The following is a 23371-nucleotide window of genomic DNA, read 5'->3' on the forward strand; positions in this document are numbered from 1 at the left end:
GACTGACATGACAGGTACCGAACAACGGGTCGCGATCGTGATCCCGGCGCGCTATGGCTCGACCCGTCTGCCGGGCAAGCCGCTGGCGGACATCCTCGGCAAGCCGATGGTGCAGCACGTCTACGAGCGCGCCTTGCAGGTCGGCAACGCCGATCAGGTGGTGATCGCCACGGACGATGCCCGTGTGGCGCAGGCCGTGGAGGCCTTCGGTGGGGTCTGCGTGATGACCTCGCCCGAGCATCCGTCGGGCACCGACCGCCTGGCCGAGGTGATGGGCCAGGTGCAGGCCGATGTGTACATCAACCTGCAAGGCGACGAGCCGCTGGTGCGGCCGACCGACATCGAGGCGCTGATCGCCGGCATGCTGGCCGACCCCACGGTCGCCATCGGCACCCTGTGCCACGCCATCGACAGCCACGAGGCCAAGCGCCCCGAGGCGGTCAAGGTGGTGCTGGGCCACAACGGCAACGCGCTGTACTTCAGCCGCTCGCCGATCCCCTATCCGCGCGATGGGGAGGCTGCCCGCTACCTCAAGCATGTGGGGGTGTACGGTTATCGCCGTCAGGTCCTGGCCGAGTACAGCGCCCTGCCGCAACCGATGCTCGAACATGCCGAAAAGCTCGAGCAGTTGCGCCTGCTGGCCGCGGGCTACAGCATCCGCGCGTATCACGTCGAGCCGACCGGCCCAGGCGTCGACACGCCTGAAGGGCTGGAGCAGGTGCGTGCGCTGATGAGTGGCCAGCCAGCACCGGTCCTGCCGACGCTGGCCGACGTGCGCCTGGTGATCACCGACGTCGACGGCGTGCTGACCGATGGCGGCCTGTTCTACGACGGCAACGGCGAGTGCATCAAGCGCTTCCACGTGCGCGACGGCATGGGCATGCGCCTGCTGGAAGAGAACGGCGTGCGCGTGGCAGTGCTGTCGGGGCGCGACTCGGCGACCTTGCGCAAGCGCGTCGCCGACCTGGGCATCACGCTGTGCCAGTTCGGGGTCAAGGACAAGCAGACGGCCTGCGAGCAGTTGATGGACGAAGCGGGCGTCAGCGCCGCGCAGACGGCCTGCCTTGGCGATGACAGCATCGACCTGCCCGCCTTCGCCACGTGCGGCCTGTCGTTCGCGGTGGCCGATGCTCCGGTGTATGTCAAGGCTGCGGCCTCGGGCGTGCTGAACGCCGCAGGCGGTACGGGCGCGTTCCGCGAGCTGGCCGATGCCATCCTGATCGCCCAGGGCAAAGCCGAGGTGTTCGAGACGGCGGCGGGCTATTCGCGGGTCATGGGCAAGATGGCCCAGTGACTCCCACTGCGTGAGCGGTCGGCCAGCCCTGCCAGGTGCAGGCTGGCCGACCGGCCTTGCCTAACGGCCCCACGGGCCCGAACGCTTCATGGGCCGGACGGGGCGCAGGCTCACTCCAGCGTGAGCTTGTCCCGATTTCGCTCCAGCAGCGCACTGCCGATGCCTTTCACCTCCAACAGCTCATCCACGCTCGTGAATGGGCCGTGCGCCTCTCGGTAGGCCACGATGGCCTCGGCCTTTGACTTGCCGATACCGGTCAGCTCGCTTTGCAACGTGGCGACATCGGCCTTGTTCACGTCGACCGTGGCCGCTGTCTGCACCACGGCTGACGGCGTGCCGGGTTGCGTGGCCGAGGCTGCGCTGATGGAGAACGACAGGCTGGCGAACAGGGGCAGCAGCAGGGATTTGCAGAGGGTCTTGCGCATGGGGATCACTCCTGTGAATGGTGGACATGGTGCAGCGATTCCAGTGGCTGCCCCGTCACACTAGCCGTTGCCCGGCCCCTCGCCCAGCCTCGCACGCAGGCCAATGGTTACTGAATCAGACAGCGTAAACAGGGCGTTGCACGCGGCCTTCGCCTGCTTGCCACACGTCCTACAGCCGGCATTGGAAAGCGCCATTGGGCACGACCATTTGAATTGATCCGCATTGCTTGCCAGACTCGCGTCCCGCTGCGGCCATCGCCGCCGGGATGCACGTCGAAAAGAGGATCACCGTTGAACGAACACACCCTGTCCCAGCGCCTGGAGCGCGTCGCGGCGCACGTGCCTGCCGGCGCACGCCTGGCCGACATCGGCTCGGACCATGGCTACCTGCCCGTGGCCCTGGTGCGCCGTGGCGTCATCGAAGCTGCCGTGGCTGGCGAAGTGGCGCTGACGCCCTTCCACGCCGCCGAACGCACCGTGCGCGAGAACGACCTGGCCGACCAAATTACGGTGCGCCTGGCCGATGGCCTGGAGGCGTTGCGACCGGAAGACGGCATCACCACGGTCAGCCTGTGCGGCATGGGCGGTGAGACCATTCGCGACATCCTCGACCGGGGCAAGGCACGCTTGAATGGGCAGGAGCGTCTGGTGCTGCAGCCCAATGGGGGTGAGCAACCCTTGCGGGTGTGGCTGATGGAACACGGTTACCGGATCGTGCACGAAGAGGCCTTGCGTGAGCACCGCTTCGACTACGAAATCATCGTCGCCGAACCCACCGGACCGGTGCAGTACACCGAGCAGGAGCTGTACTTCGGCCCCGTGCAGATGCAGGTGCGCAGCCCGGCGTTCCTGAACAAGTGGCAACGCATGCTGCGCCAGAAAGAGCAGACGCTGAAGAACCTGGCGCGTGCGCGGCAAGCGGTGCCAGAGGAGAAAGTGCGCGAGATGACCCGCCAGGCCGAGTGGATCACCCACCTGCTGGCGCAGGCCTGAGCGCGCCGCCCGGGCGACTTGGTTTACAATGCGCCCGCTCATGCCTGGTCGACGACGGTCTATTCCGTGCAGCGCCAGCCAGGCTGATTTCCCGTCCCGTGCCACCTCTGCGCACGGTCGTCGTGCCCATCGGCCCTGCCTTTGGCCGACGTGTTTCCCGTTATTTGCGAAGACGAATCCTGCACATGAAACATCTACCGATCGCCCAACAAGCCCTCGCCGCCCAGGCCCAGGCCCTGACCCAGATGGCAGACCGCCTCGATGGCGCCTTTCAGCAGGCCGTGGACCTGATACTGGGTTGCCAGGGCCGTACGGTGGTCTGCGGTATCGGCAAGTCCGGCCTGATCGGCAAGAAGATGGTCGCCACCTTCGCCTCCACCGGCACGCCGAGCTTCTTCCTGCACCCGGCCGAAGCGTTTCACGGTGACCTGGGCATGCTCAAGCCCATCGACGTGCTGGTCCTGATCAGCTACAGCGGCGAGACCGACGAGCTGATCAAGCTGATCCCGAGCCTGAAGTCCTTCGGCAACCCGATCATCGCCATGACCGGCAACGGCCGCTCGACCCTGGCGCGGCATGCCGACGTCTGGCTGGACGTGTCGGTCGAGCGCGAGGTGTGCCCGAACAACCTGGCACCGACCACCTCGACCCTGGCGACCATGGCCATGGGCGATGCCCTGGCCGTGGCCCTGATCGACGCCTTGCAGTTCAAGCCCATGGATTTTGCCCGTTACCACCCCGGCGGCAGCCTGGGCCGCAAGCTGCTGACCCGCGTGCGGGACGTGATGCATGCACCGGCGCCGGTCGTGACGCCGCAGACTGCGTTCCACGATTGCCTGCTGGTGATGACGCAGAGTCGGTTGGGGATGGCGGTGGTGATGGAGGGCGAGACCCTGGCCGGGATCGTCACCGATGGCGATCTGCGACGGGCGTTGCTGGAGGACCAAGGGGTGGTGAAGGCGTCGGTCGCCGAATTCATGACGACGACACCGCGGACCATTCGCAGCGATGCGCAGCTGGCCGAGGCGGAGGCGTTCATGGTGGAGCACAAGATTCGGGTGTTGGCGGTGACGGATGAAGTGGGTGCGGTGGTGGGGGTGGTTGAGATATTTGATTGAGAGGTGGGGGCGGTAGAGGACGGTGCTGGTCAGGCGTAGTCATTGATCGGAGACGGCGGGGCTGGGTTGTGGGCCCTGCGGGCCCAATCGCGGCACAGGGGCCGCTCCTACAGGGGACAGTGTCAGCCTGCCAGATCAGCAGCGCGGTCCAAACCTACAGCGGAACAACACACCTCTGCCAGATCAGCAACGCGGTCCACCTGTAGGAGCGGCCCCTGTGCCGCGATTGGGCCTGAAAGGCCCACAAACCCGCCCCACCGTCTCTGCATGTCGAGGCGCATCCGAAGCGCCTCACCACCTCGACTCAGGAATCCTGCCGCCGCTGCTGGTAGATCCAATCCACGATCTCCCCCTCCGGCGCATACCCGCACACCAGCTCGCGCAGCAGCTTGCGCACCTGTGGGTAATCGTTCGCCTCGACCGAGGCCAGCAAGGCCTCCAGCCGGCCCTTGAGCACGCTCCACGGCAGGCAATCCTCGTTCGCCGACATGATCATCGGGTGCCGGGTCGGTTCGACGTTGTCGCCGATCAGCAGCTCTTCGTACAGCTTCTCCCCCGGCCGCAGCCCGGTGAACTCGATGGCAATGTCGCCCGTCGGGTTGCGCTCGGAGCGCACGCTGAAGCCGGACAGGTGGATCATCTTCTCGGCCAGCTCGACGATCTTCACCGGCTTGCCCATGTCCAGCACGAACACATCGCCGCCCTGCCCCATGGACCCGGCCTGGATCACCAGCTGCGCCGCCTCAGGAATGGTCATGAAGTACCGCGTGATCTTCGGGTGGGTGACCGACAGGGGCCCGCCCGCCTTGATCTGCTTGTGGAACAGCGGAATCACCGACCCCGACGACCCCAGCACGTTGCCGAAGCGCACCATGGTGAAGCGGGTCTTGTTGACCTGCGCGACGTTGTGCGGATCTCCCAGCAACACGGGGGCGGTTTCGCCGCTCAGGGCCTGCAGGGTCATCTCGGCCAGGCGCTTGGTACTGCCCATGACGTTGGTCGGGCGCACGGCCTTGTCGGTGGAGATCAGCACGAAGCTCGACACGCCGGCCTGCAGCGCGGCCTGGGCCGTGCTGAGCGTGCCCATGACATTGTTCAGCACACCCTCGGCCACGTTGTGCTCGACGATCGGCACGTGCTTGTAGGCGGCGGCGTGGTAGACGGTGTCGACCCGCCACGCGTTGAGGATGTCCACCAGTTGCGTCTGGTTGCGCACCGAGCCGAGGATGGGCAGCAGCTGCACGGGCCGCGGCTCGCGCCGCAGGGTCGCCTCCAGCTCGGCATGGATGCAGTAGAGGTTGTACTCGCAGTGATCGAAGAGGATCAGTACCTGGGGCTGCTGCTCCAGAATCTGCCGACACAGCTCCGAACCGATCGAGCCACCCGCGCCGGTGACCAGCACCACCTGGCCCACGATGCAGCGCTCCAGCAGATCGCTCTGGGCCGGCACCGGATCGCGGCCCAGCAGGTCACCGATGTCCACTTCGCGAATGTCGTCGACCTGCACCCGTCCACTGGCCAGGTCCATGATCCCGGGAATACTGCGCACGTGCAGCGCGAAGCCTTCCAGGTAGCCGAGAATCTCTCGTCGCCGCTCCCGGGCAGCCGAAGGCAAGGCCAGCAGGATCTCTTCGGCACCCGTGGCCTTGATCATGCGCTGGATATCGGCAGGTTTGTAGACCTGCAGGCCGGAGATCATCCGGTCGGCGATGTCGGGATCGTCGTCGATGAAGGCCACCGGGCGCATGACCTTGCCCATGCGCAGGGCCGCGACCAGCTGGTTGCCCGCCGAGCCGGCGCCGTAGATAGCCACCTTGGGCAAGCCATTGTCACGGTTGGCGAACGGCACGTGCTGGGCAGCGGTGAACCAGTCGCCCAAAAAATACTGGCGCATCGCAAGGCGCAGGCCGCCGACGATCACCATGCTCAACCACCAGTAGTTGAAGATGATCGAGCGCGGGACCACGGGCGGCGGCGGGCTGTACCAGTAGACGACCAGGGTCAGCAGCAGGGACGACAGGCTGACGGCCTTGACGATGGCGACCAGGGCGTCGTTGCCGAAGTAGCGCATGACCGCCCGGTACAGGCCGAAACGAATGAACAGCGGAATCGCCACGATCGGAGCGGCAATGAACAGGAAGGCGTGGACCTTGATCGGGTTGTACATCTCGTCGTAGCCGAGCCGGATGACGAACGCCAGCCACAGGGCGGCCCACACCAGCATGACGTCGGTGGTCACTTGGATCAGGCGCTTCTGTCGACGCGACAGGTTCACCAGGAAGGTACGCAGCTTGTCCATATCCGCCGACCGGGTCGGCTTGCCCTCATCGTTGTTGTACAGAGGATGCCGCCGGGCATCCGTCAGTGAACAGGTACACTACACCTGACCGTCAGTCGCCGGCCTTTCCGGCATCGTAACGCACGGCCAGCAGCACCAGCGGTACGTAGGCGATCACGGTGCCCAGCACGCCGTCGAGCCCGGCCAGCACCACGAGGCAGGCGATGGGCAGCAACCAGCCCAGCGTGAGCGCGGCCACGGCCAGGGTGACGGGGCGATGACCGGCCACACGGCGAGCAGCATGCTGATAGGCATGGCTGCGGTGCGCTTCGTAGACCTTGTCGCCATTGAACAGCCGTCGCAGCAGGGTCACGGTGGCATCGACGATGAACACCCCGAGCAGGATCAGCCAGGCCCACAGGTAGTCAGGCGCGACCCAGGCCCCTTGCAGCGATAGCCCACCCAAGGTCACGCCCAGAAAGCCGCTGCCGGCATCGCCCATGAAGATCTTGGCCGGCGGGAAGTTCCAGAGCAGAAACCCCATCACTGCCGCGACCAGCACCAGCGGCGCGATCATCGCCTCGGCATGCCCGCCGGCCAGGTACAGCGCACTCATGGCCAGGCACACGACGACTGCCTCGAGCCCGGCGATGCCATCGATCCCGTCCATGAAATTATAGAGGTTGAGCAGCCAGACCAGGTACAGCACCGCCAGGGGGACGAGCAGCCAGGGCGCGCTCACGGACAGGCCAGCGACCACCACGGTGGGCAGCCCGCCCAGCCAGGCGAGCAGCCAGATGGCTGCCAGCCCATGCCCGAGCAACCGCCAGCGCGCGGGGATGTGCTGGTGATCGTCGATGAAACCGACCACGGCGACCAGCAGGCCCGCGCCGCCCAGGGCGATGACGTCAGCGCTGGCGACCTGGCCGAACGACCAGAGCCCGGCCAGCGCCAGCAGGAAGGCGCACACGATGGCCACGCCACCGCCGCGCGGGGTCGGCACGCTGTGGGAACTGCGCGCATTGGGAACATCCATCAGGCTGCGCGCCAAGGCATAGCGCCGGATCAGCGCGGTCAACACAAAAGCAGCCAGCGCGACGGCGGCCAGCAGCCAGACGAAGGACATCAAGGGCGTGACTCCAGGAAAGAAGCGGCAGTGGTACGCAAGGCATGGTCTACCGTGACGACAGGCCGCCAGCCCAGCAGCCGTCGGTTCTTGTCGATGTCCACCTGCAGCGAGCCGAACAGCCGCTGGGTGATCGACGTGCGCCCGATCAGGTGCGCGGCCAGCGTCAGCAGGCGCGGGGGGACGGGCAGCAGCCAAGGCCGCCGTCCCAGGGCCAAGCCCAGACGGCGCAGCAGATCGGTGGTGGACAGGTCTTCGCCGTCGCTGACCAGAAAGACCTGGTTGGCGGCGTTGGGGTGGTCCAGACAGACGGCGATCAGGTCTACCAGATTGTCCAGGCTCACCAAGCTGCGCCGGTTGCGCACGGCGCCCAACGGCAGCGGCACCCCGCGCTTCAGCCAGCGCATCAGGCTGGCGAAGTTGGCGCCGACACCAGGGCCATAGACCAGCACGGGGCGGATGATCACCACCTCCATGGCCGTGTCGCGGGCCAGACGAAGCAGGCCCTGCTCGGCTTCATGCTTGGAGAGGCCATAGGGGTCGGTGGGCGCGACGGGTTGATCCGCGTCGAAGGGTCGGCCCGGCGCGGTCTGCTCACCATTGACCTTGATCGAGCTGATGAACACGAAGCGGCGCACACCGGCCCGTGCGGCCTGCTCGGCCAGGGCCAGGGTGCCCTGGGTGTTGACTCGACGGAACGCGGTGAGCGGGTCGGCTTCGGTCTCGTCCATGACGTGCACACGGGCAGCCGCATGAACGACCTGGTCGACACCCGCCAAGGCGTTCGCCCAATCCGCCTCCGGCCCCAGGGTCGGCACGCTCCGAGGCTCGGCACCCGCCGGTACACGGGCGTCGGAGCGCCGTACGCCTGCGACCACGGTACGGTCATGACGACGCAGCAAGTGGTCGACCAAGGCGTGCCCGACAAAGCCATTGGCCCCGGTCACCAGCACCGTGCCGCCGTTCAGGGCCTCGCTCATGCCGGACGATCGAGCAGTTGACGGTACAGCTGCACGTAGCTGTCGATCATGGTGGTGGACGCGAACATCGTCTCGAAGCGCCGACGGGCGTTTTGCCCCATTTCGGCTGCCCGCTGGGGATCGTTCCACAAGGTGCGCATGGCATCGGCCAGGCTGTCGACATCGCGCGGCGCCGCCACCAGGCCGGTTTCACCGTCCAGGTTGATGTAGGTGGTGCCGCTGCCGATCTCGCAGGAGATCATCGGCTTGCCATACATTGCCGCCTCGAGCAGCGAGATCCCGAAGGCTTCCGAACGCAGGTGCGAGGGGAAGACGAAACCTTCGCACAGCTTGAGCAGTGCCACCTTGTCGAGATCATCGACGCCGCCGACGAAACGCACCGAATCGGCGCCGAGGCTGCTGGCCTGGGCGCGCAGTGTCTGCTCGAGGTGGCCATGGCCGACGATGACCACCGGCAGCCCGGTCTTGCTGGCGGCTTCGATCAGGTAGTTCAGGCCCTTGTAGTAACGCAGCGCACCGACGAAGAGGAAGAACCGAGGGCCGACCTGCTTACGCCAATGGTCCAGGCGCTGTTCGTCCACCGTCGGGTAGGTCGACTCATCCAGGCCGAAGGGAATCACTTCGACCTTGTTCTCGAAACGCTGCAGCGTCTCGCTGTGCGCCACGTAGTTCGGGGACGAGGCGACGATGCGATCGACGCTGCGAAGGAAGCGATGCATCAAGGGCTGGTACAGCTTGAGCAGGGTCTTCTGCTTGACGATATCGGAGTGATACGTGACCACGGTCGGCTTGTTCAGGCGATTGGCGAAGTGCACCAGGTCCATGAACGGCCAGGGGAAGTGGTAATGGATGATATCGGCCTGCCGGGCCAGCTCGGCGAAGTCCTTGAACGCCGACGCCGAGAAGCCGGTCGAGGCGACCTGCAGGTCCAGCTTGGAGCGATGGGCCCGGTGATGCCCGACCACCTCGTCACGCCCGGCACCGCGCGTGCTCAACGACAAGACCTCGGCTTCGATGCCGTGGGCACGCCCCCCCTCGGCCAACTGGAAGATCACCTGTTCGATGCCGCCCATGGTCTCGGGGTAGTACGTCTTGAAGAAGTGCAGGACCTTGATCATCGCGAGGCCACCGTGCGGCGATAGACATTGAGGGTGTCGAGCGCGCAGCGCTCCCAGGAGAAACGGGCGGCATGGGCCAGCCCGGCAGGTACGGCGCGGGCGCGCCAGGCGTCGTCTTCCAGCCCTTTGGCGATCAACGCCGTCAGTACCTCGACATCCATGGCGTCACACATCATCGCCGCCTCGCCCGCCACTTCCGGTAGCGACGAGGTGTTGGAGCAGACCACCGGCACGCCGGAGGCCATGGCTTCGAGCACGGGCAGGCCGAAGCCTTCGTACAGCGAGGGGAAGGTGAACAGCCGTGCTCCTGCGAACAACGAAGGCAGGTCCTGGCTGGGCACGAAGCCCAGGTAGTAGGCCCAGCCCTCGCGGCGGGCGCTCTCGAGCCGCTGGTGAATGGCTTCGCTGCACCATCCCTGGTAACCGGTCAGCACCAACGGCCAACGGGTGCGCACGGCCAGCGGCAGACGCTGGTAGGCATCGAGCAGGGTCTGGATGTTCTTGCGCGGCTCGATGGTACCGACGAACAGGCTGTAGCCCCCCGGCTGCAGACCATGCCGGTCGAGCACGGGGCGAAGCGCTGCCTCGTTGCGCGGGTGGAACTCCGGTGCACTGGCCAGGGGGACGGTGTCGATGCGGTCCAACGGCCAGTCGAAGAACGCCGCCAGTTCCTGGCGGGTGAACTCCGAGTCGGTGATCAGCCGATCGGCGCGCTTGGTGGTCTGTGTCAGCTCCTTGCGCAGGAAGCGCGCCATCTGCGGCGCATGACACTGTGGCCAGGTGAAGGGCGACAAGTCATGAAAGGTCGCCACCCGCGGCCCCTTGAACGGGGGCAGGTAGTAGTTGGGGCTGTGGTAGAGGTAATCAGCGTGACCTTTCAGGGCGCGGCTCTTGAGCCAGGGCATGAGCACGCGGTAGGCCTCGATGGCGACCGGCATCTTCTGCACCAGGCGCTTGAGGCCATGCCCGCCACCGGATTGATCCTGGGGGCTGGGCAGCGCGGGCAGGAAACGCCGACCCGCCATGTAGCGCAGCTCGGTGATGTCAGGGCATTGCGCCAGGCGCTGCGCCAGCTCGTAGGTATAGCGGCCGATGCCCGTCAGCGGAAAGCGGACAGGCTCGACGGAAAGCACGACTTTCATTATTGCGCATCCAGCATCCAGGCCAAGGTGTCCCTCAGGGGGGGCGTGCTCCAATCCGGCACCAGACCCCGCAGGCGCGTGTTGTCGCCAGTCAGCGTCTTCACCTCGTTGGCCCGCACGAAGGCCGGGTTCACGGTCACTTCGATCTGGTGGCCGGTGATCTGCTCGCACAGCGCGATGACGTCGCGCAGCGAATGGGCCACACCAGAGCTGACGTTCACCGTCTGGCCGACCGGTGCCGCTTCGAGCAGCCCACGGTAGGCGGCCACGACCGCGCGCACGTCACTGAAGTCGCGCCAGACATCGAGGTTGCCCAGTTCGATCACAGGCGCGCGACGGCGGAAGTGCGACACGATCTTGGACAACAGGAAATTCTCGCCCTGTCCCACACCCGAATAGTTGAACGGGCGTGTGATGACCAGGGGTAGATGGTCTTGCCACAAGCGGGCCATGTACTCCATGCCCAGCTTGCTGACTGCATAATCGTTCGCCGGGGCCGGCAGCGTGGCTTCGCTCAGCATCCCGTCGGAGGCATTGCCGTAGACGTTGGCGCTGCTGGCGAGCAGCACGCAGTCCGGCACCTTGCCACAGGCGGCGATGGCTTCGAGCAGGTTGCGCGTGCCGATCAGGTTGACCTGATAGAACGCGTCGGCCACGCCATGGCCCACGAAGGCGAGTGCAGCCAGATGCACGACGACATCGGGCTGCAGGTCGGCCAGCAGCGCGCGCAGCCTGACCGCATCGGTCAGGTCTGCCTGAAAATAGCCTGGCTCATCGGACGGCTGGCTGCCGGTACCGAGCACTTCGAAGCCTTGAGCCCGAAGTTCGGCAGCCATGTAGCGCCCGGTGAAGCCTTGGATACCGGTGATCAGTGCGCGTTTGCTGGCCTGGGTCATCAGAACGAGAACCCTTGCTCGTTACGACGCAGGTCGGCTTCGACCATCATGCGGCACAGCTCTTCGAGCGAGGTCTTCGGCTCCCAGCCCAGAACTTCCTTGGCCTTGGCCGGGTTGCCGATCAGCAGGTCGACTTCGGTCGGGCGGTAGAACTTCGGATTGATCGAGACCAGGACCTTGCCGGTAGCGGCGCAGATGCCTTGCTCGGCTTCGGCTTCGCCCTTCCAGTTCAGAGTGATGTCGACGGCCTTGAAGGCCATGCTGACGAAGTCACGCACGGTTTCGGTACGGTTGGTGGCCAGGACGAAGGTGTCCGGCTCGTCGGCCTGCAGCATGCGCCACATGCCTTCGACGTATTCCTTGGCGAAGCCCCAGTCGCGCTTGGCGTCGAGGTTGCCCAGTTCCAGGGTGTCCTGCAGGCCCAGCTTGATCTTGGCGACGGTGTCGGTGATCTTGCGGGTCACGAACTCACGGCCGCGCAGTGGCGACTCGTGGTTGAACAGGATGCCGCTGGTGGCGAAGATGCCGTAGGACTCGCGGTAGTTGATGGTCATCCAGTGCGCGTACAGCTTGGCGACGCCGTACGGGCTGCGCGGGTAGAACGGGGTGCTCTCGATCTGCGGGATGGCCTGGACCTTGCCGAACATCTCGGAGGTGGACGCCTGGTAGAAGCGGACCTTCGGGTTGACGATGCGGATGGCTTCCAGCAGGTTGACCGCGCCCAGGCCGGTGATTTCGGCGGTGGTCAGCGGCTGCTCGAAGGACACGCCGACGAAGCTCTGCGCGGCAAGGTTGTACACCTCGGTGGCTTCGGTGGTCTGCAGCAGACGGATGCTGGCGGACAGGTCGGTCAGGTCGTACTCGACCAGGTGCAGGTTCGGGTTGTTCTGGATGCCCAGTTCTTCAATACGCCAGAAGTTGACGGAGCTGGTACGGCGGTAGGTGCCATAGACGGTGTAGCCCTTCTCCAGCAGCAGTTCTGCCAGGTAGGCGCCATCTTGACCAGTGATCCCAGTGACGATTGCTTTCATGCGAATTAACCAACTCCGTTAGTACGATAAAGGGCATTCATGTGCCGATGGCAGGCCCCGAAAGGCTGCAAAGCACGCCGGCGTGAACTGTGGGTGCGTGAGTATACATCTACCGCCGCATCGTGCTCGACGTAGATCACGTAACAGGATCACACACTGCGACTTGCGGCGACATGATCGTGCAGGTGGTAGGGACATCAAAGCAAATTTTTCGTTCGCGGGGGTATCGGATAAAACCGATTTTGGGGGTGGGCGGCAAGCGGCGAGGCGTGTGGGTGTAGGTAGGCGGCGGGGAAAGAGGCAGGTGGCAGGATTGGAGGGGTAGAGGCGTGCCATCGTTGTTTAAACGAGTAGCTGTATCCTGAGGCAGCGGGTTGAATGGTTTCGTGGGTCCTGCGGACCCAATCGCGGCACTGGGGCCGCTCCCACAGGTGACCGCGATAGCCTGCAACGCCGCGGTGGGGCTACGGGTGTAGGAGCGGCCCCTGCCGGGGCGCCGGACCAGCCGCGATGGACCGCAAAGCGATCCCTGAAATCGATCAACGACATATCTTACGAGACCGCCGCCTATCGCCATGTTCTCTGCACAACAGCGCGGCGCCAAGGCGGCGGGCGGACTCCCATAGAGGATCGCGTTTCCCTCCAACACCATGATGGCACTACGGGTGTAGGAGCGGCCCCTGTGCCGCGATTGGGCCCGCAGGGCCCACAAGACAGTCACTACGCAGGCCCATGGAACAAGGCAAAGACAGCCACCTCCCCATGAAGCCGCAACGGTTTGCGCCCCTGCGCTGTACCTAGAGACGCAAAAGCCGGCTTGTCAACGACAGAGCCGGCTCAGACTATACCTACCCTACTCTCTCCACTCAGCGCTTGGCCGTAGGCTTGTCATCCACCCTGGCCAGATCCCCACCCGGCAACCCTTTGTCCGGCTCCGGGCTGAGCCACACGTTCACGCTGTCCACACTCTCCTGGTTCAACTGACCGCTCCAGCGGTTGAGCATGAACAGGTTGGTGATGAAGTCATACTGCGACTTGAGCAGATCCCGACGGGCCTTGAACTCGTTCTGCACGCTGGTCAGCACGTCCACCGCGTTCACCACGCCATAGGCGAACGCCTTCTGCGCCGCGATGCTCGACTGCTGCGCCGAAGACAGCGCATTGCGGTTGGCGCGGATCTTCTCGACGGCCGCCTGGGCGGTCAGGTAAGAGGTCGTAGTCTCCTTGACGACTTGGCGACGAACACCTTCCAGGTCCTGCTCGGCGGCCAACTGGTCGTTATACAGACCGCGCACCCGCGCCGAGGTCGAGCCACCGCTGTACAACGGCAGCGAGATCCCGACGCTCGCCACATAGCTGTCACTGCGCGGCGTCTGCGTGTTGTCGTAGCCCACGTCACTGCGCTGGGCACTCAGGTTCAGGGACACTTGCGGGTAATGCCCGCCCTTCCCTTCACGCACGGCCGCATTGGCGGCTTCGGCGCCATATTCGTAGGACTTGAGCAACGGGTTGGCGTCGATCGCCTGGGCCACGTAATTGGCCAAGGGACGGGGCGGTGCCTCCAGGGCCACATCGTTACGCACTCGGCTCAACCGCTCGGTGATCGGCCGCCCGACCAGCTCGGACAACGCCTCACGGCTGACCTGCACCTGATTGCGCGCCTCGACCTCCTGGGCCGCGAGGAAGTCCACGCGCGCCTGGAGATCGAGCTTGTCGGTGATCTTGGCCATCTGCTGCGCGAACATCATCGTCACGCGATCGAGGTTCTTCTGCGTCGCGCGCCGCTCGGCCTGCACCAGCTCGAGTTCGTCATCCGCCGCCAGGGCCACGAAGTAGCGCTTGGCCAGCTCGACGGTCGCTTCGGCATGGGCATCCTCGGCCTGCTCGCCACGCTGACGCGTCACGCTCTTGGACTTCTGCCAGGTTTCCCAAGCCGTCTTGTTGTACAGGTACTGGGTCAGCGTGACCGAGTTGCTTTTGTTGTTGTAGATCTCGCGCGAGGCTTCGTCCTTGCGCAAGATCCGGTTGCCGCTGCTGTTGGCGGAGAGCTGGGGAAGCAGGCCACCCAACGAGGCACGCTGCTGTTCGACCGCTGACTGCGCACGCAGGTAGGCGGCCAGTACGCGTGGGTCTTCCAGGCGCGCCTCGCGGTACAGCCCCCCCAGGTCCAACGCATAGGTGGAGGCCGACACCTGCTTGGGCGGCACGTCCTTGGGCACGACAGGTTCAGCGGCCATGGCTTGCGCCACGGCCAGGCTCAGCAATACACCGGGTAAGAAACGCAACACACTCATTCCTCGATCATCGATGTGGCAAACATGTTGCGCGCCGGCTTGAGCAGGTACTCGAGCATGGTGCGATCGCCGGCGTTGATCAGCACTTCGGCTGGCATACCCGGCTGCAGCTTGCGGTTGGCGAGCTTCTTCATGCCGTCGTCGGTGACCTTGACCCGGACCAGGTAGTAAGGGTCGCCCGAACGTTCATCGGTCAAGCGGTCGGCAGAGATGCGGGTCAGCTTGCCTTCGATGACCGGGGTGGTGGCGTTGTTGAACGCGCTGAAACGAATGTCAGCCGTCTTGCCCAGCTCCAACCGATCAATATCGTTCGGCGCTACCTTGGCCTCGACGACCAGGTCGGAGGTGATGGGCACGATGTCCATCAAGGGGGTCGCCGCTTGCACGACACCGCCAATGGTGTGCACCTTCATGTCCAGCACCATGCCGCTTTCCGGCGCACGGATCACGATGCGCGACAGGCGATCCTGCAGCGCCGCTTCCTTCTCTTGCAGATCGAACACCTGCGCCTGGACCTGCGCCAGCTCATCGGCCACATCGGCGCTGAATTTCTTGTCCAGCTGGACGATCTGCAGCTCGGTCTCGCTGATCTGCAATTTGGTCTTGGCGATGGTCGATTTGTGATCGGCCATTTCGGTGCGCAACATGTCCAGCTTGCGCTGCGACTCCAGCAGGCGCTGGTTATCGACGAAGCCTTGGGCCAGCAGGTCCTTGAGCTGTTTGATTTCACCGCTGTAGGACTTCTCGAGCCCCTGCTTGGTCCGGATCATCTCTTCCAGACCACCGATCTGCGCCTTGAGCTGGCTGATCTGTTCGCGGTGTACCGAGATCTCACCCAGTCGCGATGCCTTGCGGGAGACGAAGACCTGTTGCTCGCCGGCGAGTGCTTCCTTGGCACGATCGGAATCGGTGCCTTTGAGTTCCACAGGCGGAATCGTATCGAGCTGGTCCCGCTCCGCACGCAGACGCGCTTCTTTATAACGTGCGACGATCAGTTGGTTACGGGTGGACTCGTACTCGGCGCTGAGCTGGGATTCGTCCAGAACGATGACGGGGTCACCCTTCTTCACCGAATCACCGTCCCGCACCAGCAGTTCCTTGACGATCCCGCCTTCCAGGTGCTGGACGGTCTTGCGGTAGCTCTGCACGGTCACGAAACCGGAGCCGTGCACCGCATTGCTCAAGGGCGCGAAGGCAGCCCAGGTGCCGAAAATGCCAAAGGTCACCAGGACGATGGTCAGGCCGATGCGGCGAATGCCACGATCGGAGGTGGGCATGTCATCGAAGTTGTGGTCGAACTGCGTTATGGCTTTGCTGGTCATCGATGAGGTCCTTTCACACGCCGTTGGGGGTTGCTGGTGATGGCGCGGCGGGGTTGCCCCCCGCAGGTGCTACAGGTGGTGTGGGGGCCGCAGGCGCCCCGGGTGCGGCAGGGCCAGCAGGCGCGGTAGGCGCAGCAGGGCCGGCGGGGGGAGCCGCCTTGGCAACCCGTGGCTGGTTACCCGCCTGCTGTTGCGCCAATTGGGCGATGACCTTGTCACGCTCGCCATAGAGGGAGATGGTACCGCCAGCCATGACCAGCACACGATCGAGACGCGAGAGGATGTTCGGACGGTGCGACACGATGAAGACGGTCGCCCCGCTTTCCTTGACCTTCTGAAGCGCGATGCCCAAGGCCTTCTCACCCACATCGTCAAGGTTGGAGTTGGGCTCGTCGAGCACGATCAGCCGCGGCTTGCCATACAGGGCACGGGCCAGGCCGATACGCTGACGCTGACCACCCGACAGGTTGACCCCCTCACTGCCAATGACCGTGTCGTAGCCATCGGGCTGCATGAGGATCATCTCGTGCACGCCGGCCATCTGCGCCGCTTCCACTACCTTTTCAGGGTCGACCTTGTCGAACCGAGCGATGTTTTCGCTGATGCTGCCTTCGAACAGTTCGATGTCCTGGGGCAGGTAACCCACATAAGGGCCAAGGGCTTGCTTGTCCCAAGTGGCGATGTCGGCACCATCGAGGCGCACGACGCCATGCTGAGGCGGCCAGATACCCATGAGGGCACGTACCAAGGTGGACTTGCCGGCGGCACTGGGGCCTACGATGCCGACGATGGAGCCAGCCGGAGCGACGAAGCTGATGCTGCGCAGGACCGGGGCTTTGGAACCCGGGGGAGCCACAATAAGGTTTTCGACCTGGATGTGGCCTTCGGGCGCGGGCAGCGGCATGCGCTCGGGCTCGTTTTTCAGGTCGTCCATTACCTTGTTCAGGCGATCATATTGAACCTTGGCCCCAACGAAGCCTTTCCAGTTGCTGATCATCTGATCAATAGGCGCCAACGCACGACCTAACAACAGCGACCCTGCCATGAGCAAGCCAGGGTTGATTTCGTGAGTGATCACCAGATAAGCGCCTGTGGCCAGCATGATCGACTGGGACCAGGTGCGGAACGTCTTGGAGGTCGAGCTTACAAGGCCGCCTTTATCGCTGGCGTTCGACTGCAGCAACATGACATTGCGCTGGCGTTTGGCCCAGCGGTTCATCAGCGTTTCCAGCATCCCCATCGATTCGATGACTTCGGCGTTGCGCAGGGTCTTGGTGGTCACGACATTGGAAGCGACGTTCTCCTTGTTGGCGGTGGCCAGCGCCTGACCCGTCACCCTATGGTTGACGACCGCCAGTACCGTGAGGACTGCACCACACCCCAGAGTTATCCAGCCGAACCAGGGGTGGAACAAGAACATCACGATCGTGTAGATGGGGAACCAAGGCGCGTCGAAGAACGCGAACAGCCCTGAACCCGTGAAGAACTGCCGAAGGGAGGTCAAATCGCTGAGTGATTGGGCTGTCGCATCGGCACCACCGCTGGAGAGCGCACGCTTGAAGCTGGCTCGATAAACATCCCGGCTGAGCAGGACATCCAAGCGGTTGCTGATACGCACCATGATGCGAGAGCGCACCCACTCCAGAGCGCCCATGGTCACCACCAGCACCGTCATGATGAGCGTCAGCATGAGCAGGGTCGAGGTGCTGCTGGATGGTACGACACGACCCGATACCTGGATCATGTAAAAGGTAGGCACCAGCATCAGAGCGTTGACGAAGAAACTGAAGAAGCCTACCGAGAGAAAGCTGCTCTTGCAGGCTTTGAGGGCGGCTTGCAGGTTATTGTCGGATTGATAACTCATGGCATCCATACTGAGGAATGGCGAAAGCGGCGGGCAGTGTACCACCGACCAAAGAAGGCGGCGCATCGGACTGCGCCTGCCGTGATTTTGTTCACACAAGACGCCCAGTGTTTCATGAAATTTGTCGCCGATCATGAAACCTAGCACCGTCTGGATCAGCATCCTGACGATGCGACCAGTGGCGTCCCCTAATATGATCACGGGAGAGGTGTGTCAAAAAAACTGTCCGACTTTGCGGGAAAAATTCTTAAGTCTTCATTCCTATGATTTAAAAGGAATTTTCCTATTGAAAAAGATTCCTACTAGGATACTCGGATATCCTTGAACCGCCTTCGCGGATCGCAGCGCTAGCGGCTAAGTTCCCACGGAATTCAGAATTTTTTTTTAATTTCTTGGTTGACATCCTTTCCCTCGGACGGCATCTTCGCCACTCGCAGGAAGCCTTCAATGGCCGCTTAGTGTATGCACGGGTCTGAGCAAGTTAGCTACCAGTGTTAGTGCTTAAAAGGAGCTTAACAACGCCATGTCTATGCCTTCACAGACCCTCGATGGCCTGAAGATCAGCTCACGGGTCACGCTACTCGAGCCGGGCATGTACATCTTCAGATACGCCTCGCAGCCCCCCGCTGACAAGCCCGTCTGCATCGCCCTTCAGCAAGCCCCCCTGGGTAAAGGCTCCATCGACTTCTTCCCCGCCGAGGGTGTCAGCAAGAACATGCTGACCAAGCTGGGCGACACCATCATCGCCCGCGTCAAGGCCGGTGTCACCACGGTGCTGATCACCGAATACCACATGTTCGACGAAGTGATCGAACCAGTGGATCTGCGCATCGACCGCATCGACACCTCGCCCGCCATCATGCGCACTTTTGCCGTGGTGGCCAGCACCGACTCGAACCAAGCCCTCCCGGCCGACACGCCCCTGCCCCTCACGATCACCGCTCACTTGAACGCGAGTGGCGAAGTCGTTTCTAACGACGGCTACGTGGGTGAACCGGGTGCCGACGAATTCATCGAATCGTTCGCAATCGACTGGGCCGAGAAACCAATCGGCATCGACCTTGTCTACACCTGCACGGTGGCCGGGTCCGGCCCCTGCCGCAACGTTTCCACAGGCACCGTTATCGGTGCGCGCGCTCAAGGCTTGCCCTTGATCAGCGCAGGCTTCAGCCTCGTGGGCCCAATGCGCAAGCATTACGAATTGACGGGCGTTGTGGTGTTCGGTACTGCCGAACCACAACACCTGGTTGCCAATCAGATGATGCATGGCCCCACCGGCAACGAGCCGTTGGTGGCGCTGCACCTCACCGTAACCCCCGCTACGAAGATGAACGCTGCCCGCCTTAAGTCTCCGTGGGAAAACTCTGCGTCACAGCAGAACATTATTGCAGCAGGCCACATGGCTTGAAGTAACAGGAATACATCATGCAATACGATAGCCCCGTATCGAGCAGCGCTCTTCAATCCGACCTGAACGCCACCAGCGCCAACCTGTCGGAAAGCACCCTGGCAGCAATCAACAGCCTGCTGAACCTGGACACCGTCGAGAACGTCGGCATCGCCGGCATCGAAGGCAATGCCGTTCAGCTGCCAACTTCCGGCACCGCTGACATCGTCTTCGGCGCAGTCGAAGGCGAGCAAGGCGACCAAGTCGTTGTTGACCTGGCTGCTGCTGAAGAAGCTGGCGTCAGCGCTTACGTGCTGCAGAGCGATGCCAACCTGGTTGTTGACCTGCAAGGTCAAGCAGCTGCTGGCGACGTTCAGACCTTCGCTGCTGCTATCGCTCCAGCTGCAGTCGACACCTCGGCCATCGAACTGGTAGTTGCTACCGGTAACGGCGACGACGTGATCACCGTTAGCGGCGACCAGAACACCCTGATCGATGCTGGCGCCGGCAACGACACCATCATCACCGGCAACGGCAACAACACCGTTATCGCTGGCCTGGGCAACAACAACGTCACCACCGGCTCGGGCGATGACACCATCATCCTGAGCGGCTCCAACCACGCTGACATCGTCAACGCTGGCGAAGGCTACGACGTCGTTCAACTGGACGGCTCGCGTGACGACTACACCGTGACCACCGGCAACAGCTTCAACGTCAACCTGACCGGCAACCAAACTGCCGCCATCAGCAACGCTGAATTCCTGTCGTTCGTGAACGGTGACGAAGTCGAGACCATCGCACTGGCTCACAGCGAAGCTGAAGCTTCCGCTCTGCGCCTGTTCGAAGGCATCCTGGGTCGCGACGCTGACCAGGACGGCGCCAAGTTCTTCGTTGACCAAGTCAACCAAGGCACTACCCTGGACGTGATCGCCAACCAGTTCCTGAACTCTGCCGAGTTCGCTGGCGTTGCCAACGGCGAGAACATCAACGACCTGTACAACGCCCTGCTGGGTCGTGACGCTGACGAAGATGGCACCGCGCTGTTCCAGAACTACCTGGCTACCGGTGGTTCGCTGGCAGACGTTGCTGCGTTCATCTCGGTTTCCGAGGAAGCGCAGGACCGTGACCAGTCCAACGGCGACTTCGTCCGTGAGCTGTACACCAGCGCACTGGGTCGTGACGCTGACGAAAGCGGTCTGGACACCTATGTCTCGGCACTGTTCAACGGCACCAGCCGTGCAGATGTTGCCAAGTACATCGTTGGTTCGGAAGAAGCTGCTCAGAAATCCACCGGCGAGTTCATCGACGCACTGTACAGCTCCGCGCTGGGTCGTGAAGCTGACACCGCTGGCAAGGCATTCTGGACTGCCCAGCTGGACGGCGGCCTGAACAAAGCCGACGTAGCTATCAGCATCATCGGTTCGCCTGAAGCTGCTGATCACATCGACAACGTGGTAGTTCTGCACGGTAACGTGTAACTAGCACTGTCGTAGTGAAGGATACGCCCGGCCGCAAGGCCGGGACGTATACGAAAAGGGGCGACTTTCGAGTTGCCCCTCTTTTTATTTATCTCCCGAATACGCCAGCTTATGTCCAGACAACTCGACCATGGGCGAGAAACGCTCATGGACATTTTCCACCGTTATCAGCAAGCCAATGAGCACGAGGCGGCAGCAGCCGTACTGGAACGTGCTCTACAGGTTCCCGCCTACCGGCCCGAAGCATTAGTGTGGAAAGGCATCGCGGCTCTGCCGCAAACTCCCAAGCTGGCCTTTTTATTTTTTGCAGAAGCAGCCCAGGCTCTCCCGGAGCGGGCCGATGTACACGCCTTGGTTGGTCGAAGCCTCTTGGCTCAAGGCAATCCAGCGCTTGCAACACGCTATCTCACGCATGCATGGAAAACTCAACCCAATGACCTTGCACTGCGCCTGACCCTTTGGGAAGCCAGAAGCCAGTCTGAGACGCCTGCTGAATTACGCCGCATGATTCTCGCCCACCTTCCCGATATCCACGGGGGCAAGGAGCTTGGGGTAGTTCTGAAGCTGCTGGCTGCACAAGCCAATGCTCCAAGTACCGTCGGTGTGGTGCGCTACGTCCCAGAGCATAAAGAAATACAGGGTTGGGCGATCAATCTGCGGGACCTGCAAACGCCGGTCGCCTTGCAGATAGACGTTGAAGGCAACCGAGTCAATATGGTGGCCAACGCTATTCATCCCCTGCTGAAGGCCGCGGGTCTGCCAGATACAAATGGCGGGATAAGGATACGCGCGCCCAATCCAACTCCAGCAGTGCATGTACGTTTTGTCGACGGTACGCCCCTGCTTGGGAGCCCACTCTACGCAATGCCCGCGTTCGTACCGCCCGCTCCCGCCGCTACGCGTGGAGGCAAGAAGGGCTCCGTCGATGTGTTGATCCCTGTCTACGACGGTCTTGAGGAAACGCTTGAGTGCATCAACAGTGCATTGGAAGCCCGCAAGCTCAACCGTACCCCACACCGGCTGGTGGTGATCGAAGATAAAACGCCTGTATCTGCGCTGGCAAAAGCCCTGAAAGTGCTTGCAGCCAAAGGCAAGATCACGCTCGTGCAGAACCAGGTGAACCTGGGCTTCATCCGTAGCATGAACCGGGCTATGGCCTTGAGCCCTACCAGGGATGTGGTATGGCTTAATGCTGACACCCGAGTGCACGGAGCTTGGCTGGATCGCCTCCATGCGGTGGCCTACAGCGCCAACGATATTGCCTCAGTCACACCTTTTACCAACAATGGTGAACTGATGAGCTTTCCACGCAGCCGGTTTAGTCATCCGATGCCCAATGCGGTAGAGCATGCTCAACTCGATGATCTAGCGCGTCAGGTTGCCAGCTTGCCAGTGGATATAGAAACCGGTTGTGGATTCTGTCTTTACATTAAGCGCGAAGCGATTGAGCAGACAGGTTATTTAGATGAAATTTACCTATCACGGGGCTATGGTGAGGAAACCGACTGGTGCCTGCGTGCGCGGATCCTTGGCTGGCGACACGTAGGCGCACCTAATGTTTTCGTGGCGCACCAAGGCGGGATCTCATTCGGCGCGGAAAAGACATTGCGTGTGGCGCATAATAATGCTGTTCTGCGTAAGCGTTACCCGGAAGCTTCAGCGCGCTACCAAGACTTTTGTCAGCGTGACCCTATTAAGCCTGCGCGCGATGCCTTGCAGCGCGCTCGCCTCGCTAAGCTTGGGCAATCGACCGATGTAGGGCAATCGAAAACATGGCCAACTCAGGGATCTAGGACGCTATACTTGGGTCGCAGCCTTTCGGATGATGATTGCTCTCTTCGTTTGAGCTGGCAGCATGATAGTCATCGAAGCTGGGTTACTCTCCAAGCGCCAATAAGCGCGTTGTCATTGACGTTGGATTATGAGATGCCGCATGATTTTACCGATCTTGTGGAATCACTTCGCCTGCTTCCACTAGAAGAACTGGTGTTCGAGCAGCTGGATCATTGCCCTGTTGAGTTATGTGGCTTACCTGCGCTTCTGAACAAGCCATACCACATCCTCCGCTGCGACTCGCGGCTATCTAGTCAAGAAAATTCGTATGATTGGCAGCGCTTCGCTCGCGAGGCTACGAGCATTAATAGGTTTTGGAATGCTTTGAAGGAACACGATGTCACCGTGTTGTCAAATAGCTACCTATCGGCTGCTACTACCCTTGCTGCTAATACCCTCTTAGGAGATTCACCTCGCGTATTGCTTATCGGCGACTCTCTCCAGGATGCAGATCTCAGCCATCAATGGCTTGTTTTGGCACGTCGCATTGCTCGTGAATGCATATCTTTGATATTAGTAGCAAAAGATGATAAGCCCTGGCTAAAGGCACTCTGTGCAACAGGCGTCGTTCATCTGCTTCCCAAGCTCGATGAACTGACTTTTGCAGAGACTGTCAAGGCCATTGGGTGCGATGTCGTGGTCAGCCTTACTGAAAAACCTGATAACAATTGGTTGGCAATCAGTCTGGCTATTGAGTTGGGTTTGCCATTGGATGCCAGACCCATATCGACCAATGAAGAGGTCGATACGATGGCAGCTACCCATTTACCCTTATATTGAGCCAAGTGA

17 protein-coding genes and 1 pseudogene are annotated in these 23371 nt (G+C 62.5%); 7 read left to right on the plus strand and 11 right to left on the minus strand.

The window, feature by feature from the left end; all coding sequences use genetic code 11:
- Positions 1–7: 7 nt before the first annotated feature.
- Together APT63_14890 and APT63_14895 are read left to right on the plus strand one after the other, a co-directional pair.
- Positions 8–748, plus strand: a pseudogene (locus tag APT63_14890) (hypothetical protein).
- 30 nt (positions 749–778) lie between these two features.
- Entirely contained in the window at positions 779–1294 is a 516-nt protein-coding gene (locus tag APT63_14895; GenBank protein AMA47912.1) for a 3-deoxy-D-manno-octulosonate 8-phosphate phosphatase, read from the plus strand.
- A 110-nt stretch (positions 1295–1404) separates the two neighbouring features.
- On the opposite strand, the gene APT63_14900 is transcribed toward APT63_14895, so the two are convergent.
- Entirely contained in the window at positions 1405–1719 is a 315-nt protein-coding gene (locus APT63_14900) for a competence protein ComEA (GenBank protein AMA46798.1), read from the minus strand.
- Between the two features lie 291 nt (positions 1720–2010).
- Between APT63_14900 and APT63_14905 the strand changes: the two genes are divergently transcribed.
- Together APT63_14905 and APT63_14910 are read left to right on the plus strand one after the other, a co-directional pair.
- Positions 2011–2712 carry an SAM-dependent methyltransferase gene (locus APT63_14905; GenBank protein AMA46799.1) on the plus strand — a complete coding sequence of 234 codons (702 nt, stop codon included), beginning with the start codon at positions 2011–2013 and terminating at the stop codon, positions 2710–2712.
- A 185-nt stretch (positions 2713–2897) separates the two neighbouring features.
- The gene (locus APT63_14910) at positions 2898–3830 is read left to right on the plus strand and encodes an arabinose-5-phosphate isomerase (GenBank protein AMA46800.1); all 933 of its coding nucleotides are present in this window, start codon (positions 2898–2900) and stop codon (positions 3828–3830) included.
- A gap of 304 nt (positions 3831–4134) precedes the next feature.
- On the opposite strand, the gene APT63_14915 is transcribed toward APT63_14910, so the two are convergent.
- From APT63_14915 to APT63_14960, 10 genes are all read right to left on the minus strand, one after another.
- Complete coding sequence (locus APT63_14915) at positions 4135–6129, minus strand: hypothetical protein (GenBank protein ID AMA46801.1); 1995 nt, start codon at positions 6127–6129, stop codon at positions 4135–4137.
- Positions 6130–6220: 91 nt separating this feature from the next.
- Positions 6221–7234 (minus strand): glycosyl transferase, encoded by a 1014-nt coding sequence (locus tag APT63_14920; GenBank protein AMA46802.1) that lies wholly within the window; start codon positions 7232–7234, stop codon positions 6221–6223.
- A complete protein-coding gene (locus tag APT63_14925; protein ID AMA46803.1) occupies positions 7234–8214 on the minus strand; it encodes a hypothetical protein in 981 nt (326 codons plus the stop codon). Before APT63_14925 ends, APT63_14920 begins: the two co-directional genes overlap by 1 nt.
- A complete protein-coding gene (locus APT63_14930) occupies positions 8211–9332 on the minus strand; it encodes a glycosyl transferase family 1 (protein AMA46804.1) in 1122 nt (373 codons plus the stop codon). The genes APT63_14925 and APT63_14930 overlap by 4 nt, the downstream gene beginning before the upstream one ends.
- Positions 9329–10474, minus strand: coding sequence for a mannosyltransferase (locus APT63_14935; protein ID AMA46805.1), 1146 nt, complete (start codon positions 10472–10474; stop codon positions 9329–9331). Before APT63_14935 ends, APT63_14930 begins: the two co-directional genes overlap by 4 nt.
- Positions 10474–11370, minus strand: coding sequence for a GDP-mannose 4,6 dehydratase (locus APT63_14940; protein AMA46806.1), 897 nt, complete (start codon positions 11368–11370; stop codon positions 10474–10476). The genes APT63_14935 and APT63_14940 overlap by 1 nt, the downstream gene beginning before the upstream one ends.
- Positions 11370–12401: a GDP-mannose 4,6 dehydratase gene (locus APT63_14945; protein AMA46807.1), complete on the minus strand. Its 1032-nt coding sequence runs from the start codon at positions 12399–12401 to the stop codon at positions 11370–11372. Before APT63_14945 ends, APT63_14940 begins: the two co-directional genes overlap by 1 nt.
- An 866-nt stretch (positions 12402–13267) precedes the next feature.
- Positions 13268–14695, minus strand: a complete 1428-nt coding sequence (locus tag APT63_14950; GenBank protein ID AMA46808.1) for a channel protein TolC — start codon at positions 14693–14695, stop codon at positions 13268–13270.
- Entirely contained in the window at positions 14692–16017 is a 1326-nt protein-coding gene (locus tag APT63_14955; protein AMA46809.1) for a hemolysin secretion protein D, read from the minus strand. Before APT63_14955 ends, APT63_14950 begins: the two co-directional genes overlap by 4 nt.
- Positions 16018–16030: 13 nt before the next feature.
- The gene (locus APT63_14960) at positions 16031–17881 is read right to left on the minus strand and encodes a peptidase (protein ID AMA46810.1); all 1851 of its coding nucleotides are present in this window, start codon (positions 17879–17881) and stop codon (positions 16031–16033) included.
- 529 nt (positions 17882–18410) lie between these two features.
- Here APT63_14960 and APT63_14965 point away from each other — a divergent pair.
- From APT63_14965 to APT63_14975, 3 genes are all read left to right on the plus strand, one after another.
- Positions 18411–19289, plus strand: coding sequence for a hypothetical protein (locus tag APT63_14965; protein AMA46811.1), 879 nt, complete (start codon positions 18411–18413; stop codon positions 19287–19289).
- A gap of 17 nt (positions 19290–19306) precedes the next feature.
- Positions 19307–20749: a hemolysin gene (locus APT63_14970; GenBank protein ID AMA46812.1), complete on the plus strand. Its 1443-nt coding sequence runs from the start codon at positions 19307–19309 to the stop codon at positions 20747–20749.
- A 147-nt stretch (positions 20750–20896) separates the two neighbouring features.
- A complete protein-coding gene (locus APT63_14975; GenBank protein ID AMA46813.1) occupies positions 20897–23362 on the plus strand; it encodes a glycosyl transferase in 2466 nt (821 codons plus the stop codon).
- The last annotated feature ends 9 nt before the right edge of the window (positions 23363–23371 follow it).

Origin of the sequence: Pseudomonas monteilii, assembly GCA_001534745.1 — a bacterium.
GTDB lineage: Bacteria > Pseudomonadota > Gammaproteobacteria > Pseudomonadales > Pseudomonadaceae > Aquipseudomonas > Aquipseudomonas alabamensis.

What these genes read in the sequence shown, in the direction of transcription:
- APT63_14930 (AMA46804.1), bottom strand. Translation starts at nt 9,332, where the DNA reads ATGATCAAGGTCCTGCACTTCTTCAAGACGTACTACCCCGAGACCATG.
- APT63_14920 (AMA46802.1), bottom strand. Translation starts at nt 7,234, where the DNA reads ATGTCCTTCGTCTGGCTGCTGGCCGCCGTCGCGCTGGCTGCTTTTGTG.
- APT63_14965 (AMA46811.1), top strand. Translation starts at nt 18,411, where the DNA reads ATGCCTTCACAGACCCTCGATGGCCTGAAGATCAGCTCACGGGTCACG.
- APT63_14950 (AMA46808.1), bottom strand. Translation starts at nt 14,695, where the DNA reads ATGAGTGTGTTGCGTTTCTTACCCGGTGTATTGCTGAGCCTGGCCGTG.
- APT63_14970 (AMA46812.1), top strand. Translation starts at nt 19,307, where the DNA reads ATGCAATACGATAGCCCCGTATCGAGCAGCGCTCTTCAATCCGACCTG.
- APT63_14915 (AMA46801.1), bottom strand. Translation starts at nt 6,129, where the DNA reads ATGGACAAGCTGCGTACCTTCCTGGTGAACCTGTCGCGTCGACAGAAG.
- APT63_14925 (AMA46803.1), bottom strand. Translation starts at nt 8,214, where the DNA reads ATGAGCGAGGCCCTGAACGGCGGCACGGTGCTGGTGACCGGGGCCAAT.
- APT63_14955 (AMA46809.1), bottom strand. Translation starts at nt 16,017, where the DNA reads ATGACCAGCAAAGCCATAACGCAGTTCGACCACAACTTCGATGACATG.
- APT63_14945 (AMA46807.1), bottom strand. Translation starts at nt 12,401, where the DNA reads ATGAAAGCAATCGTCACTGGGATCACTGGTCAAGATGGCGCCTACCTG.
- APT63_14910 (AMA46800.1), top strand. Translation starts at nt 2,898, where the DNA reads ATGAAACATCTACCGATCGCCCAACAAGCCCTCGCCGCCCAGGCCCAG.
- APT63_14900 (AMA46798.1), bottom strand. Translation starts at nt 1,719, where the DNA reads ATGCGCAAGACCCTCTGCAAATCCCTGCTGCTGCCCCTGTTCGCCAGC.
- APT63_14975 (AMA46813.1), top strand. Translation starts at nt 20,897, where the DNA reads ATGGACATTTTCCACCGTTATCAGCAAGCCAATGAGCACGAGGCGGCA.
- APT63_14935 (AMA46805.1), bottom strand. Translation starts at nt 10,474, where the DNA reads ATGAAAGTCGTGCTTTCCGTCGAGCCTGTCCGCTTTCCGCTGACGGGC.
- APT63_14940 (AMA46806.1), bottom strand. Translation starts at nt 11,370, where the DNA reads ATGACCCAGGCCAGCAAACGCGCACTGATCACCGGTATCCAAGGCTTC.
- APT63_14960 (AMA46810.1), bottom strand. Translation starts at nt 17,881, where the DNA reads ATGAGTTATCAATCCGACAATAACCTGCAAGCCGCCCTCAAAGCCTGC.